At 44.9% G+C, this 15,273-nt stretch carries 17 protein-coding genes; 3 read left to right on the forward strand and 14 right to left on the reverse strand.

The genetic code is table 11. From position 1 onward, the window contains the following. The first annotated feature begins 73 nt into the window (after positions 1-73). Complete coding sequence (locus tag L4C44_RS20655) at positions 74-754, forward strand: response regulator (RefSeq protein WP_428805644.1); 681 nt, start codon at positions 74-76, stop codon at positions 752-754. A gap of 1 nt (position 755) precedes the next feature. Further along, complete coding sequence (locus L4C44_RS20660) at positions 756-2,135, forward strand: ATP-binding protein (protein ID WP_048657795.1); 1,380 nt, start codon at positions 756-758, stop codon at positions 2,133-2,135. Positions 2,136-2,160: 25 nt separating this feature from the next. Here L4C44_RS20660 and L4C44_RS20665 read toward each other — a convergent pair whose 3' ends face one another. Genes L4C44_RS20665 through L4C44_RS20730 form a run of 14 tightly spaced genes read right to left on the reverse strand, consistent with a single transcriptional unit; the run spans position 2,161 to position 13,592 of the window. Beyond that, positions 2,161-2,802, reverse strand: a complete 642-nt coding sequence (locus L4C44_RS20665; protein ID WP_428805645.1) for an OmpA family protein — start codon at positions 2,800-2,802, stop codon at positions 2,161-2,163. Between the two features lie 48 nt (positions 2,803-2,850). Next, positions 2,851-4,158 carry a pilus assembly protein TadG-related protein gene (locus tag L4C44_RS20670; RefSeq protein WP_428805646.1) on the reverse strand — a complete coding sequence of 436 codons (1,308 nt, stop codon included), beginning with the start codon at positions 4,156-4,158 and terminating at the stop codon, positions 2,851-2,853. Positions 4,159-4,160: 2 nt separating this feature from the next. Beyond that, complete coding sequence (gene tadF / locus L4C44_RS20675) at positions 4,161-4,721, reverse strand: tight adherence pilus pseudopilin TadF (protein WP_048657798.1); 561 nt, start codon at positions 4,719-4,721, stop codon at positions 4,161-4,163. Beyond that, positions 4,696-5,181 (reverse strand): TadE/TadG family type IV pilus assembly protein, encoded by a 486-nt coding sequence (locus tag L4C44_RS20680; RefSeq protein WP_428805647.1) that lies wholly within the window; start codon positions 5,179-5,181, stop codon positions 4,696-4,698. The genes tadF and L4C44_RS20680 overlap by 26 nt, the downstream gene beginning before the upstream one ends. Further along, positions 5,171-5,935 carry a tetratricopeptide repeat protein gene (locus tag L4C44_RS20685; protein ID WP_192889670.1) on the reverse strand — a complete coding sequence of 255 codons (765 nt, stop codon included), beginning with the start codon at positions 5,933-5,935 and terminating at the stop codon, positions 5,171-5,173. Before L4C44_RS20685 ends, L4C44_RS20680 begins: the two co-directional genes overlap by 11 nt. Further along, positions 5,928-6,845: a type II secretion system F family protein gene (locus L4C44_RS20690; RefSeq protein ID WP_428805648.1), complete on the reverse strand. Its 918-nt coding sequence runs from the start codon at positions 6,843-6,845 to the stop codon at positions 5,928-5,930. The genes L4C44_RS20685 and L4C44_RS20690 overlap by 8 nt, the downstream gene beginning before the upstream one ends. After that, the gene (locus L4C44_RS20695) at positions 6,845-7,759 is read right to left on the reverse strand and encodes a type II secretion system F family protein (RefSeq protein WP_428805649.1); all 915 of its coding nucleotides are present in this window, start codon (positions 7,757-7,759) and stop codon (positions 6,845-6,847) included. Before L4C44_RS20695 ends, L4C44_RS20690 begins: the two co-directional genes overlap by 1 nt. A 4-nt stretch (positions 7,760-7,763) precedes the next feature. Further along, entirely contained in the window at positions 7,764-9,047 is a 1,284-nt protein-coding gene (locus L4C44_RS20700) for a TadA family conjugal transfer-associated ATPase (protein WP_428805650.1), read from the reverse strand. Positions 9,048-9,052: 5 nt separating this feature from the next. Beyond that, positions 9,053-10,276: a CpaE/TadZ family protein gene (locus L4C44_RS20705; RefSeq protein WP_428805651.1), complete on the reverse strand. Its 1,224-nt coding sequence runs from the start codon at positions 10,274-10,276 to the stop codon at positions 9,053-9,055. A 44-nt stretch (positions 10,277-10,320) separates the two neighbouring features. Next, a complete protein-coding gene (locus L4C44_RS20710) occupies positions 10,321-10,794 on the reverse strand; it encodes a hypothetical protein (protein WP_143691556.1) in 474 nt (157 codons plus the stop codon). Next, positions 10,791-12,116 carry a type II and III secretion system protein family protein gene (locus L4C44_RS20715; protein ID WP_428805652.1) on the reverse strand — a complete coding sequence of 442 codons (1,326 nt, stop codon included), beginning with the start codon at positions 12,114-12,116 and terminating at the stop codon, positions 10,791-10,793. Before L4C44_RS20715 ends, L4C44_RS20710 begins: the two co-directional genes overlap by 4 nt. 8 nt (positions 12,117-12,124) lie before the next feature. Further along, a complete protein-coding gene (locus L4C44_RS20720; protein WP_428805653.1) occupies positions 12,125-12,913 on the reverse strand; it encodes an RcpC/CpaB family pilus assembly protein in 789 nt (262 codons plus the stop codon). Between the two features lie 8 nt (positions 12,914-12,921). Next, complete coding sequence (locus tag L4C44_RS20725; protein ID WP_239716959.1) at positions 12,922-13,356, reverse strand: A24 family peptidase; 435 nt, start codon at positions 13,354-13,356, stop codon at positions 12,922-12,924. Beyond that, complete coding sequence (locus tag L4C44_RS20730; protein WP_048662701.1) at positions 13,356-13,592, reverse strand: Flp family type IVb pilin; 237 nt, start codon at positions 13,590-13,592, stop codon at positions 13,356-13,358. Before L4C44_RS20730 ends, L4C44_RS20725 begins: the two co-directional genes overlap by 1 nt. A gap of 323 nt (positions 13,593-13,915) precedes the next feature. Here L4C44_RS20730 and L4C44_RS20735 point away from each other — a divergent pair, with 323 nt between their 5' ends. Further along, positions 13,916-15,169, forward strand: coding sequence for a valine--pyruvate transaminase (locus L4C44_RS20735; protein ID WP_428805654.1), 1,254 nt, complete (start codon positions 13,916-13,918; stop codon positions 15,167-15,169). Positions 15,170-15,273 lie beyond the last annotated feature (104 nt).

Here is a 15,273-nt window from a genome sequence, read left to right on the forward strand (position 1 = left end):
GCTTCTCCTTTTTTTTATCCTAAGCTAGTGTAAGCTCTATGTAGTTGAATCTTATTGTATATAGGGATATTGAATGCTGGTTGTTTTGGTTGAAGATAATGAGATATTAAATCATCACCTCTCGTCTCAACTTGGTGATCTTGGCCATACCATTTACGCAGAGAAAACTGCATCAGCCTGTCTACAAACCATTCAAAAACAACCCAATACCGATGTCATGATCATCGATCTTGGCCTGCCAGATTTCGACGGCTTTACGCTGATTAAGCAGATACGCCGCAAAAAGATTACAGTTCCTATTCTGATTTTAACCGCTCGCGGTGACTGGCAGGATAAAGTTGAAGGGCTCAACTGTGGCGCCGACGATTACCTAACCAAGCCATTTCAATTTGAAGAACTACTCGCCAGACTTGAAGCACTTGTACGTCGAAATCAAGGATTTGCAGCCTCTCAAATCAAGGCGCAATCACTGACTCTTGATACTCAAGCCAAAAGCATTACCTACAATGAAATGCTGCTCGACCTCACGGCACTCGAATACCAAATCTTCGAGTATCTAATTCGTCATAGTTTGAAGATCGTCTCCAAGCAACAAATCTTGGACTCGCTATACGACCAAGGAGAAGGCATTCAGCTTAATAACATTGAAGTGATCGTTTCGCGGCTGCGTAAAAAGCTTGCTCAACATACCGAAGAAAAACTGATCAGCACGGTTCGAGGACAAGGCTATCGATTCGAAATAGAAGCGAAATGATATGAAAAGACTGTATAAAACCCAGTTTAGACGACGTACCTTTGCCACTGCTGCTTCCATTCTTTTTACTATGGTACTGACTAGCACTTGGTTCTATTACAACACCCAAAAACACCAGCTGTTTGAAGACTATTCTAAAAATACGCTCCGAGAGTTACCTTCAATTGTCAACGAACTCCTCTCCTCGGGTGAGATCCCGCCACTCACTGAGTGGAATAGCTTTTATGCCAAAGAGTCACCTAATACCAGCGTCATCTTATGTGACCACAACAGCCATCAAGTTTGGACTTCAATCGACGTTGAGCGAAGAACCAAACAGCTGGCAAAGTTAGGTATCTCACGTCCTCAAATAGACAACCTGTGTACTGATCTCAATTTTCCAATCGATACAATTCGGCTAGTAGAGAAACCGAGTGGGGCCGCGTTTATCGTCCACACAATGCTTTGGAAAGGGTTTAAAGATCAAGAAGATGGAAAGGTAATCCTTACTCAAAGAGTCGAACATAAGATGGAACCAATAAAGCAACTAAAATACACCACGATAGGTGTATTGATAGTAGCCCTGACATTAATCAGTGCCCTGCTTTTACTCTTCTATCGCATCAGCTTTGCCCCCTTTGTTCGCTTAGAAAAAGAGCTGCACGAAATAAAACAGGGTAAGCAGAACCAGCTAGCAGAAAGCTACCCAGAAGACCTGCACAATGTGACTAGTGCACTGAATGAGCTATTGTTCCAACAAAAGGAAAATCAGGAACGTTATAAACGGTCACTGAACGATCTCGCCCATAGCTTGAAGACTCGTGTTGCTGTATCCCAAGCACTACTAGACGATTCATCACCCACTAAAAACCATCAAATCAATCAACAATTACTCGAAATGGATAGCCTTATCCAAGGTCAGCTAAAGCGAGCATCATTAGGAGTGAAAGGTATCACCACCAATGACACCCTACTTAAGCCTGTATTAGATAGCTTGGTTGGTATGTTCACCAAGATTTATACTGACAAGTCGATCCAATTTGTCTCTGACTATCCAGATAACCAAACCCTGCCATTAAGTAAAGATGACCTAATGGAAATAATGGGTAACATATTAGAAAACACCTACCGTTTTGCTGATCAGTCGATCTTGTTCAAGGTTACTAATATTGATAATCAGATTATGGTTGAGATCAGTAATGATGGCCCAGCTATCGACAGTAATACTAGCCAGAGCTTATTTCAACGAGGTGTAAGAGCTGACCAACAAAACCCAGGCACAGGGTTAGGCTTGGCACTATGTGATGAGATAATTCACAGCTACAAAGGGGCAATTTGGTTTGAGACACCAGAAGACCCATCCATGGGTGTCTCACTGAGGATTTTACTTCCGCAGCCCTAGCTATAAGCCATAAATTAAAGATAGGTTAAGATTGAATATCGACTCTACGATTCAGATGACGGCCAGTCTCCAAGTCATTACTTTGAATCGGAGCTTTCTCACCTTGCGAGGTTACCGTAATTTGTTCAACAGGAACCCCATGCTCACGCAGATACGTAACAACTGACTCTGAACGCTTTAAACCCAAGCTCAAATTGTATTTCCCCGATCCTTTCGAGTCGGTGTTACCCACAACACTCAATTCGGGCACCTGTTGCTCTAACTTCGCTCCGAGCTTAAGTAACAAATAGCGCGACTGTTTATTCAGTTCATCCTTATCAAAATCAAACAACACTCTGGCAACCAGGTCACTGGTTTGATTTTCATCTTCGATGACGGCTCTGCTCAACAGAAACTGAGTACAGTTATTGCTGAGATCAGATTGAGTAAGCTTGCCTTGAATTAACTCAACCAGAGCCTGATTATCAACCGTTGCCGATACCTGCATGAAAGGCCCCTGATGGTACATAACCTTAGTACCTTGCCCAACCGTAACCGACTGCTCAAACTCGGAGCGGCCAGTATCACAATATTGGTAAAGTAACTCGTTGGTATCCAAGTTAGATGGCGATGCGATTGCTGAAAAAGGTAACGCCACTAAAAGCGCTATCAATACAAAATTTTTCATGTTCATTCTCTCGGTATTCATTCTATTGTCTCGAATCATTAACACAGGTTACTGTGCTAAGTGACCAACTTCTTCGGTGACTAGGGCTAAGATTTTATTCAAGATGTCTTGCTTATTTTCAGCCTTAAAAACGTTGTCTTTACCTACGCAATTAAGTAGCCCTGTGTTGGCATGTAAATCATAATCAAAGCCGATCACCGACATACGAGCGTTCATCGCCTCGCCCCAACTAGTAAACTTCCCTGGGCTCACTCCATCGACAACAGCGATATCATCATTAAGATTATCTGCTGAAACCTTGCCACCATTGATCATATTCTTGATGTTGGTGCACATACCTTTATTCACTAACTTGTTGGTTTGTCCAGCGTAGTGATTCCAATCCTCACCATCCGACAAGATGATAATCAGTTGGTTCGGGTTCTTCGCCAATGACGTCACAATCTGCCCTGCGCGAATAATTCCTTGTAACGAAGCAGTACCACCAGATGCCTTGAAGGTTCTGACTTTTTTCATAAACCCATCAAAATCCTCGGTATAGAAAATATCGGTAAATACCGCGTCTTCATCTCCGTTCGGAATTCGTTTGGCAGCTCCCTTCACCTTGAATTGTTGCTCAATTGTCTTGTTAAAGTTCACTACATCATCTTTGTCATACTCACCCATTTTGGTAACGATGCGTTGATCTCGAAATACCAGTTTGCCAGCAGTATTAGCGTTCACGGTACGTCGGTTATACCCTGTGAGAGAAACTCGGTGCTTTATACCTGGCGTCACCGCATTAAATTTTCCTAGTTCATCAGTCACCAGTTCTAGCGTGTCTTTGAGGTCTTCAATCTTACTTTTTTTACCGCCACTCCAGTCATCGTTCATTGATGCAGAGAAATCGACGACAAAGGTGATATCAACAATCTTGCTTTGAAACTTTCGAGCCTTTGAAGAACCAGTCACATCAAAGGTGTCACCAAATCCCACGATCACACCTTGCCCCGGAAACCACGATTGGTGCTGCGTTCGACCGGCAACTCGGTATTCAAAATAGCGAGCTCCACCTTGTTCAGCCTGCTGGGTACAATCTGCAATTTGATCGCACGATAGCTTATTAACCTCAACATCAAGCAAGGTATCCATATCGTAGAGGTAGTGATCGATATAAGACTGAGCCAATGAGTGGTTTTCACTGTCTTCTGCAGATACCGCCAATACTGCCGCTTCTGCTGCTTCTTCTAATCTCGCTTTTGTCTGTAAAGCACGTGCGCCATCAGAGCCCAACATAAACACACCAAATAACACGGGGATACATATCGCGAGCAAGATCGCAGCATGGCCAGACTGTTTAGCCAAAGATAGACTCATGTTTACCTCCCAATCACGACAGAATCTGACATCACGTCGGTAAAGTCAGTACCAACCAGTTCACCAAACCAATTATTAGTTCGATAGCAGAGCGTTACACGATAAAGAGGCATCTGGTGCCCCCAAACACTCACCACAGACAGATGCTGTAATTCACTAATGGGCTTGGCAACACTGCAGCTTAGATCTCCACGACGTTCCCGAATGCTCGGTGAAGCTTGGCCAATCCCAGTAAAGCTTTGCTCTTCAACCAACAAGCCATAACGCGAAGCGTCATAATTACCAAAGGTACGTTGTAAGGAGTGACGAGCTATCGTGTCTATTTCATCAACCTGCTTAGAGGTTAAGAGCACACTAGAGTCATAAAGCTGCGTGCGTTCTTTGACAACATTCACCAGCGAATAGGACAAACGATCCAACTTACCTTTAACGGAAAGCTTGATGATCACGTCACCACTGAATACCAACAGCAAACTAAAAAAGAACCCGACAATGGCAAACTCAATACTGAATATGCCTTGCTGACACTTTCGCGAGTTAGACTTCAAACTTAGATCTTTCATACTCTTGAACCACGACCATTTCTCGGCTTAATAATCCGTCTAGACCTAAGAAGTAACTAAAAATTGGGGTAAACGGATAGGTGAGTCGATAAATAGCCAACGACGAGTTCTGCTCATCACCACACTCTTTATATGGCTCACCCGGTGCTATCTGGCATTGATTGGTGACTTTCACCAACTCATCCACCGATGTGAGATAGTGAATGGTTACCTGAAAATCATCACCATCAATCACACTATTCCACATGCTGCCGTCTCTATGTAAAACCTGATCTACCGTAGCCAGATAATCGTGTGAGCCTTTCTTTGCTTCACGGGCAACCTCAGAAATAGCCAGATCGTTGATCGAAGAAATGTAAGACATATAACTCATTTCAACCCACGCCATGCACATCAGCCAAAACGCAAAGAAGCCCATCACAAACTCGATGCTGGCCACACCACGCTGCTTAGTTTTCATATTGGACGCTCGTTAACGCATCCATGCGACGATCAGCACTCATAGGTTCAAACTGTCGTAAAGCTCGATAGATGCTTTCGACTTGGTGTTGGCTGTATTTATCGCTAAGCACTTGCTTCACGAATGCATAGTGACCTTGCTTCGCCATACTTAACGTCAAGTTAGCCATCACCATTTCATCCGCTTGCTGGTTTTTATACAACGGCATTAAGCGCTTGGCCGCGGCAAGATAATCACCTTCAGCGATGTCCAGTACGGCAAGGTTATTGTTTACTGTGACGCCGTCATAGAAGTGATCACGAGCGCGTTCAAAGTAGCGTCTCGCTAGCGTCGTTTGAAAGCTGTAACCATAGTAGGTACCTAATAAATTCTCGGTGCGGCTGTTACTAGGATCTAACTCCAATGCCAGTTTCGCTGCAGCGATTGCTGCTGGATATTGGCCCATATCACCGTATGCCTGCGCTTGGATTTGGTAAGCTTCAAGTGAGGCTTTCTCACTCTCTATAACAGGAGTTATGTAAAAAAGAGCGGATTCTGCATCGGCCAATTTTAAATAGCTGTTCGCCAGTTTTTGCCTAATATCGGCGATATCTTCACGCTGGAGCTGAACTTTATAAAGAGCAACCAGTTTCGTGTGATTATTGGTTTGTTGGTAAATCGCTTCCTTCGATTCTTCTTGTTGCCAGTTATTGGCAGTTGAACTGCAAGCCATTAACCACAATGGCAACATACATATCAGAATTTGTTTAAACACTTTGCATTAACCTCATTACCCCTGGAGCGGCAATAACGAATACGATCGGAATCAAGATGAATACAATCAATGGTATCGACATCTTGGCGGCTAACTTCCCTATCTTTTCTTCCAGTTCTAGCATTTGTACTTCACGCACATCACTCGCTAACACGGTTAACATGCGATAAATCGACGAGCCGTGTTGCATGCTTTGAGTCAACGTCATCACAAAACTACGCATTTCACTGCTTGGCACCTGTTGATAAAGCTCTTCAAGCGCCTCTTCCATCCCAACAACTCGCGCGCGATGATTGGTTTTATTCAGTAGATAAGCCAAGTCACAATCAAAACCCTGCATTTCCTGCGCTAAATACTTCATGGATGCTTCAATCGTCATCCCGCTTTGCACACAGATCGCCGTTAGGTCAATCAAGTAAGGCAACTGACCCACTAATTTTTGATGTCGCCGCTTAGTTCGCTGAGCGAGCACCATATCGGGCAACGCAATAGAAACCATTGCCCAACCACATATCAGAGCGACAGCCTGATTAACAGCGACACCGGACCACCAGCACACACCAATAACCATCACTTTACCTATCGCAAGAACCAGATATTTTAGTGGCATATACACTGAGCTATAACGTGTTTGATAAATACCGGCACCAATAAAGCGCTGCTGCATCTGTTGGTCGGATGCATTAACCAATTGTGTCAGCGGACATAAGAGGCTATCTATTTGTTGCTGTCGTTGACTGCGTTGTTGAGTCATCGATTTAAACTGGCTGGCGATACTGGCCAGCTTTTGCTGCGCGATGTACTGAGTGATTAACCAATAACAGAGCAACAAGACGCCAAATGACAAGCAAGTCCAAATCAACAATGACTGCGACTGAGGCTCTATTAAAATCGAAATAATATTGGCCATTACTTCACCCTCTTCATCAACATCCAAATGATCGCTAAACCAATACTTTCGCTGATCAACAGGTAATACAGAACCGGACGACCCTCGTCGGTAAACATCAAGAAATCAAAATTCTCAGGGCTCAGTATTGGCAGCATTGAGATAAAGACAAACGGCGTTGCACTGACTATCTTTGCGGAAATACGCGCCTCTGAAGTCATCGCAAACTTCTTTCTTTCCATCGCTCTCGCTTCGAACATCTGACGGTTCAGACGCGACATCACCTCTTTCAATTGCCCACCACGCTGCATGTTGGCACGCAGGGTAATCACAAAGAAATGAAATGACGGATAGGGAAATCGCTGGCAAGACTTACGGAAAACCTCGTCCAGCGGCTCACCGAGCTTCAAGCGTTCTGCCATTCGTTTAAACTCTTTGCCAACCTCACCAGGAAGCTTATTGCCGACAAAACCAATTCCTCGACCAATACTCTCTCCGGCAGATAAGGAGCTAGCTAGCATGTTCAATGCATCGGGAAAGCTCTCTTCAAATTGCTTGCGGTCACGCTGCTTTAACCACAAGAAACCCCATACCCAAGTAACAACCAGCGCGCTACCAAGGACTAGCCAAGCTGGGAAACCAAATAGGTAGCGATTCACTGCACCGGCTAAAACACTCACACAACCACTAAATAAAACCACCTTCACACCAGCAAAAGAGCCCAACTGTCGCTTAACTTGATGAAAAGGGCTCACTATCGAAGACCAACCTAAGCCATTGGATATCTGACTGAGTTGAATCGCTTGGCGAGGGGCTGTTGACGCTGTTTTTGTCTTATCCTTTGATGGAAAATAATCATCAATTGAGTGACTCTTATTAGAAAAAATTACAACCAGCAGCAGGACAACGCCCCAAAACATTAATAGCCAATACACACTGCTACCCCACTAATTCGATCGCATGAATCAACTGCTGTAGTTGTTGTTCACACCCAAAAAAGCGCGCTTTTTTAAAGAGTACCGAGCGGCTCATGACCCCTGAAGTGACATAGCGTCCCGACAACTTTCCATCACTCAACGCACCTTCGATTTGGAAGGTAAATAGTTCTTCAAGAACCACGCTCTCTCCCTCAAGGCCTACAACTTCGGAGATACTGATAATTTTTCTTGAGCCATCATGCAATCGAGTAACTTGCACGATGATATCGACCGCACTCACCACAGAGCGACGAATCGCATCGATAGGTAAATTATTGGTCGCCATCATTACCATCGCCTCAACACGTGATATTGCGTCTCGAGGACTGTTGGCATGCAATGTCGACATCGAACCATCGTGTCCCGTATTCATCGCTTGCAGCATCTCAAAAGCTTCCGGGCCACGGCACTCACCAACAATGATACGATCAGGGCGCATACGCAGTGAGTTAATCACCAAGTCACGAGAAGTGATGGCACCAGTGCCTTCGGTTCCTGCGAGTCGAGTTTCCATTCGAGCAACATGAGGCTGCTGTAATCTTAATTCTGCGGTGTCTTCAATCGTGACAATTCGCTCAACCTCAGAGACATGCTGTGACAACGCATTGAGCAAGGTTGTTTTACCAGAACCCGTACCGCCAGAGATTAAGATATTCAAGCGACAACGAGCAGCCAATACCAATAATTGCGCCATCTCTTCACTAAGCGCTCCTAGCTCCGTTAACTTGTCCAAGTTAATCGCTTGATGGCGAAACTTACGAATTGAAATCAAGGTTCCATCAAGAGCAATCGGTGCGATCACGATATTAACGCGACTGCCATCTTCCAAGCGGGCATCGCATGTTGGTGATGACTCATCAATACGACGCCCTACTCGACTTGCAATACGCTTGGCAATCTCGATTAGCTGTTGTTCATCAATGAACTGCACCTGTGCACGCTCTACCAAACCATTACGTTCAATAAAGACCTGTTGATGGCCATTGATCATAATATCGCTGATGCTGTCGTCATCCATCAGCACTTGAAGTGGCCCTAAACCAACGAGCTCATTGATTAAACTGGTAACATACTCTTGCTTAGCCAATGTTGAAACAGGAAGCTGTTCACGATTAACCAACACCTCAATGGCGTGGCTCAGCTGCTTCTCTAACTCTTGAGTGGATAAAGACTCAATGGCACTCGCATCCAAAGCTTCAAATATTTGCTGACGAAGTTGAAGATAGACTTGTTTTGACTGTTGCATGCGAACTACCTCTTAAGCCAAGAGAGCCATGACGTTTTGCTTTTTTGGACGACTTGCTCACCAAGAAGTATCGCCACCAACTGCGTTAAACCCAATTGCATCTCAGATCGAGTTTCAGTGATCAATTCGCCCTGAAGAAGGTATTGATTGGCCTTGTGATCGAACTCAACGTGGCAATTAGCGGCTTGTCCAAAGTGCTTCTCAACATCGGCTTTTGATACCGAGGCGGCATTACTCGGACGAGTGTGATTCATTACCGTCACTATGGTCATTGTTGGCAATTCAGCTTGTACACTGCCAACAATTCGATTGAGCTCTCTCAACGATGAAACGGTAGCATCAAATACCAAAACTAATGAATCAACATCAGCCAGTGCTCGAGACAACTCTTGTTGGGTCAGCGCACTGTGCGAATAGTCTTCAATGATGAATGAACTGTTCTGCTCTACTTGCTTAGTCAGTGCTTGAGTGTATTCATGCAATTCGCCACGACTGAAGTCTTGGGACTCGACCGCCAAAATAGAAAGATTGTTCTCTAAGCTCTGCACCAAATTCGAAGCCAAAGCCGTATCAACCGCAGAAACTAACGTCCCTTTTTGTACGTTACGCTTTTGGAATTTTTTCAAACCGAGCATTACGTCTAGGTTGCTGCCGGTATAGGTGTGGTCAACCAACAAAGTTGGTAGTGAGTGCTGCTTGGCTAAACAACGAGAAACTTCACTCGCAATCAATGAGGTGCCCACTCCGCCTTTCACCCCAACAAAAGCAATTTGCTTGGCCTTACGGTTTCGAGCCACACCTTGACGCTGCATATGATTGTGCAAAACACTTCGGTAAAAATCGGTCACCTCAACAACACTCGCAGGCCAAAATAGATAGTAGAAACCTAAGTCCTTTAACGCACGGATAGTGGTGATCGCATCTTCACTACCAATAACCACAACCGATAAGTGTGTCGGGAGTTGTAAGGCGATCTGCTGAGCATCTCGAACCACATTGTCGCTATCGTTGAGATCAATCATCACCACTTTTAAATTCACGAATTCAGCCAGCTTTAAAGCACTTGCCGGTTGGTTTTCAAAAGCGACAGGCTCAGGCAGGCCTTCAAAACGAAAGGCTTTGTATAAATGAGCTCGGCAATCTTCACTCTGAAAAAGCACGGCACAATGGTTATCTACTTGAGGAGTTTGCTCATCCTTAGCACTCAACTTATCGACTAAATTAAACATATTCGTAAACCTAAAACTTGTTGAAGGAGCTGTAGTAAACGGAGTTACAGTGACTTTTCAGGGTTAACCATTGATTGCCAGCGGTTACCGTCGGTATAGCAACCAAGTTTGCTATACCCATAATGCCCGACCTTTTGTTGCTGACAGACCTCTAGACGAACCTGCATATCCGTTGCAATCACAGACACGCTAAAACGATTTGATGTGTTGTTAACTTGATGCTCCACCTGCGACTGAGCAATATGGTTATTGGCAAGTACCTCATCCAGCACTGACACTAGCGGCTGAGGTGATGAGCCATTCACGATAATTTGCCACTGAGCAGTACTGCCCTCTAATTGATAACGCTGAATAAAGGCTTCAAAGCGCTGCTCAACTACAGTGTGATCCTGACTCTGTGCATTAAATTGATAATGAATCGGCACCACTTCGATAGAGGTACCTTCAGGTTCAACGACATGGTCAGCGCATCCGGTGATGCCAAAGGCACATAACATTCCTAGTAAATAACGTTTCACTGTTTAAAGCCTCCGGCAGATAAAATTTCGCTCGCCCAACGCTGTTCGGCTTTGTCATATTCACTGTCTAGCGCTAAGAAGCGCTTCAAAGTACCCGTTTTTTCCATTATCGGCAGTTGGATCTGATTCGCTTTAACGGGGTGAACTAAGTTGACCGTCGCCACTATTACGAGCTCGGTCTTATTACGTTCCGTTCCTGTGTGTCGGAATAACGCACCAAGAATTGGGATGTCGCCAATAAACGGGATTCGAGTCAGCGATTCGCGCTCTTCACTATTCAGCAAACCACCCAGTACAAAACTTTGCCCATCCCCCAGCTCAACCGTCGTTTGTGCGCGTCGAGTCTTTAGAGCCGGTAAATCGTAGAGTTCGTTACTGTATTGAGCATCTAAAGAGCTCACCTCAGGGGTCAGTGCTAGCTTAATTTTGTCGTCTCTTAGCACCTTCGCCATCAACTCCAATCGAACACCAAACTCTTTATAGTCCACATTGGTGCCACCATCATTACTGGTCACGACCGGTAACTCTCCACCGACAAGAAAGCTCGCTTTCTCACCAGAGATCACCGATAGATTAGGCTCCGCTAGAATCTGACCAACCTGATCCGATCCCACCGCAGAAATCACAGAGACAATATCGCTAGCACTAAAATGGGTAAGCTGATCAACAAACATTCCTGCATTACCTGCAGTGCCCACTTTGATGCCGAAGTCTTGGATAAAAGAGTGAGATACTTCAGCAATAGTCAGCTTTACATTGACCTGCTTGGTAGCGTTCACTTCAATGTTATTCACCACCCCTCGATAGCGACGCTTGGTCATAAACTCAATGCTTAAGTCATCAACTGGCGCTTCATTTTCAGAAGAGAAGTTTTGTTCAACCTCTTCCTTTCCCAATAATTCACCGACCATCTGGTAAATATTGTCTTTCTCTAGTTCGGAAGATACAGGGCCACTCAAGATGATGTTTTCACCAATGCCATAAACAGTCACTTTGGCTTGTGGATACTGAATTTTTATCTGCTGTTCGACATCGGTATAGCTGCGATTCACAACCAGTTGCTGATTCACCAGTTCATTGCCTTGTTGATCAAAAGCGATGAAAGTCGTAGTTCCTAGATGACGGCCAAACACCACAATTTTGTGTTCATCTATCACCTGATAGTCCGCGACCTTTTGGTCAGAAATGAAGACTGAAGCCACATCACCAGTAACCTTCACGGTTGTAGCCTGCCCCTCAGCAAGGTTGATTAAGCTAGCCGCGACTACTAGAGGCGATAGCAACCAAAGCCCAGCAAAGGCTAATATTCGTTTTGTCATCATGATTCGCCCTACTTAAACCGATATTCGCGTATCTCGTCACGTTGACCAGACAAACTGATCACATCACTTGAATCTGCTTCCAGGTCGTCCGAAAACTCTTCACCAATTGATTTATGCACTTCAATCTCAGCAATGCGCTTGGCTATCGTTAATTGAGCAACCTGTCTATTGGTAACTTGTAGTACCAAGGTCACCTCGGTCACTTTTTCACTGCTTAAAGTACTCACCGAACGCTGTCGACTGACCATATCCAAAACAGGAACCAGAGCGAGCAGCGGAGTCATAGTCAGGTGTTGAATGTCATCGACTCTCTTATCATTGGCCAAGTTTTGCTTAGGTGCCGACAACACTGAAATATCGACCAAGTCTCCAACACTGATCGTGCCACCAACGACATCCTCTCCCGGAACCGTCACGTTAAAAGGCACAAACCCTGGCTCAATCACTGTATTCAAGTAATCGGCTTGACCTGGGGAGGTCAATAACTCAGGTGTCACAATGCCACCTTGTTGCAAGGCCTGTTTGGCAAACAAACTTTGCTGCCAATTAAAACGAGTATCTTCAGTTAAGCCGTGTGAACCAGCTTGTTGACGCGTAAAGTAAACGGCTTCAACGTCGCGACGGACAAGCTTGTCACCCTGAGCGACGTCCCGCTTCAATTGCCAAGCAAGTATCTTCGTTTCTACTTGATTTACTGACTGCGCAGGAATTTCTTTCGTAGCAGGCGTTTGTGTCACACCATAAAGCCCAATAGATATAGCAACAACTGCTAGACCAAGAATGATTTTTGAATTCATTGTTTAACCTATAATGATGCAGCTATAGCTAATAAGCTTGCCAAACAGATTGGTACTGCATAGGGGACGCCACGCTGTGTCCATCGAATATCGGCAGTCATTCGTCCTAACCACCACTGACTAATTGCTAATACACCACCTAAAAAGCCAATAAGCAGCAGCGTAACGGCTATAAACTTAGAGTCGATCGCTAAGCTCAGTACCGCGAATAGTTTGCTGTCGCCTGCCGCGAGTATATTCATCTGAAATAACACACCACCAGCAAGTAGCACGGCAATCGGATGTATTAGGTGTTGAGCCTCACTGTGAAACTCCAGTCGCGATAAGGTCCATAACGCCATGCACAACACCAAGCGGTTGCTGATCTCTCGGTATCGACAATCCGTGTAACAGGCGTAGATTGCCATGGCGGCTAAAATAATTAGCCACCATAAGTTTTCCACTAAAAGCCTTCAGAGCCAGCAGTAGAAAGTTCAACTGTATTTGCATCTGTAATGTTTTGAGAAATAGCAGCAACAGCATCGTTCAGAGCTGCTGTTAAACCGTCACCAAATACAGCAAGCACGATTGCAGACATGCACACACCAAGAATTGCGTATTCAATCGCAGTAACACCACGTTGGTCGTTTTTAAATGCCGCAGTAAACAATTGAGCTTTAACAAATAATTGAGTAATCATTACTTTCTCCAAAAAAGATAAATAGGTTGTTTTGTCTTCGGGAGAGAGAATATTCATTGCGCTATTTTTGAGCAATAAAAGAGTGACCAACTTCACGTTGTTCTGGCGTTTACTGTCGTTCTATTCAGTTTGGGTTCAGTTTGAGGGTGTTAAATCGTGATATTTAGCCTAGGTAACAAGAAAAGTTTTTTCCGTGTTAGAGCATTTGGCGCTATGCGTCGCAAAAACATTGCGGTATGTTCAAGGAATACACTGATGGCAGACATAAGGTCTGCCTTAATGACACGTAACAAGCAATCACAATGAATTAGGTAAAATAAGTAATGCAGTTCTCTAAGTTTGGTGAAAAGTTTAATCGTTACTCTGGAATCACTCGTTTAATGGATGATTTGAATGATGGCCTGCGCACTCCTGGCGCAATCATGCTTGGTGGTGGCAACCCAGCCGCTATCCCTGCCATGCTCGATTACTTTAACCAAGCCAGTGCCGACATGCTCGCCAGTGGAGAACTCATCGCCGCCCTCGCCAACTACGATGGCCCACAGGGCAAAGACAGCTTCATTAAGTCATTAGCTGCAATGCTAAAAGAGACCTATGGCTGGGACATCAGCGAGAAGAACATCAGCCTGACTAACGGCAGCCAAAGTGGTTTCTTCTACCTATTCAACCTGCTAGCTGGTCAACAACCTGACGGCTCACACAAGAAAATCTTGCTGCCGATCGCTCCTGAATACATCGGCTACGGTGACGCAGGGATTGATGACGACATCTTTATCTCTTACCACCCGGAGATCGAGCTGCTAGAAAACCGACAGTTCAAATACCACGTCGATTTCGAACAGCTAAAAGTCGATGACTCAGTAGCTGCTATCTGTGCGTCTCGCCCAACCAACCCAACCGGTAACGTACTGACCGACGAAGAAGTACGTAAACTGGATAAGCTGGCGCGTGAGAACAACATCCCACTGCTGATCGATAACGCCTACGGCCTGCCATTTCCAAACATCATCTTTGAAGACGTTGAACCGTTCTGGAATGAAAATACAATTCTGTGCATGAGCCTATCTAAGCTTGGTTTGCCAGGCGTACGCTGCGGTATCGTGATTGCGAGCGAAGAGGTTACCCAAGCGCTAACTAACATGAATGGCATCATCAGCTTAGCACCAAGCAGTGTTGGGCCTGCAATCGCCAACCACATGATTGAGAACGGTGACCTGCTGCGCTTAAGCAGCGAAGTGATTAAACCTTTCTATAAAGAGAAGTCTTTGCGCGCCGTTGAGCTGCTACAACAAGCGATCGATGACCCACGTTTCCGTATTCACAAACCTGAAGGCGCTATCTTCTTATGGCTATGGTTTGATGAACTGCCAATCACCACAATGGAACTGTACGACAGATTGAAAGCTCGCGGTGTATTGATTGTTCCGGGTGAATACTTCTTTATCGGCCAAGAAGACGAGTGGGATCATGCTCATCAGTGCCTACGTATGAACTACGTACAAGACGATGAAGCAATGCAAAAAGGTATTGCGCTTATTGCTGAAGAAGTGAAAAAGGCTTACAGCGAAAGCAAATAGAGATTTCCTAATCGGTCGTTCCTCCCTCTATGGAATGACGTTAGAAGGACAAACAAAAAGAGCACCTCATGAGGTGCTCTTTCACTTTTACTTCCCGATAGTTT

It is taken from the genome of Vibrio satsumensis (genome assembly GCF_050337435.1).
GTDB lineage: Bacteria > Pseudomonadota > Gammaproteobacteria > Enterobacterales > Vibrionaceae > Vibrio > Vibrio satsumensis.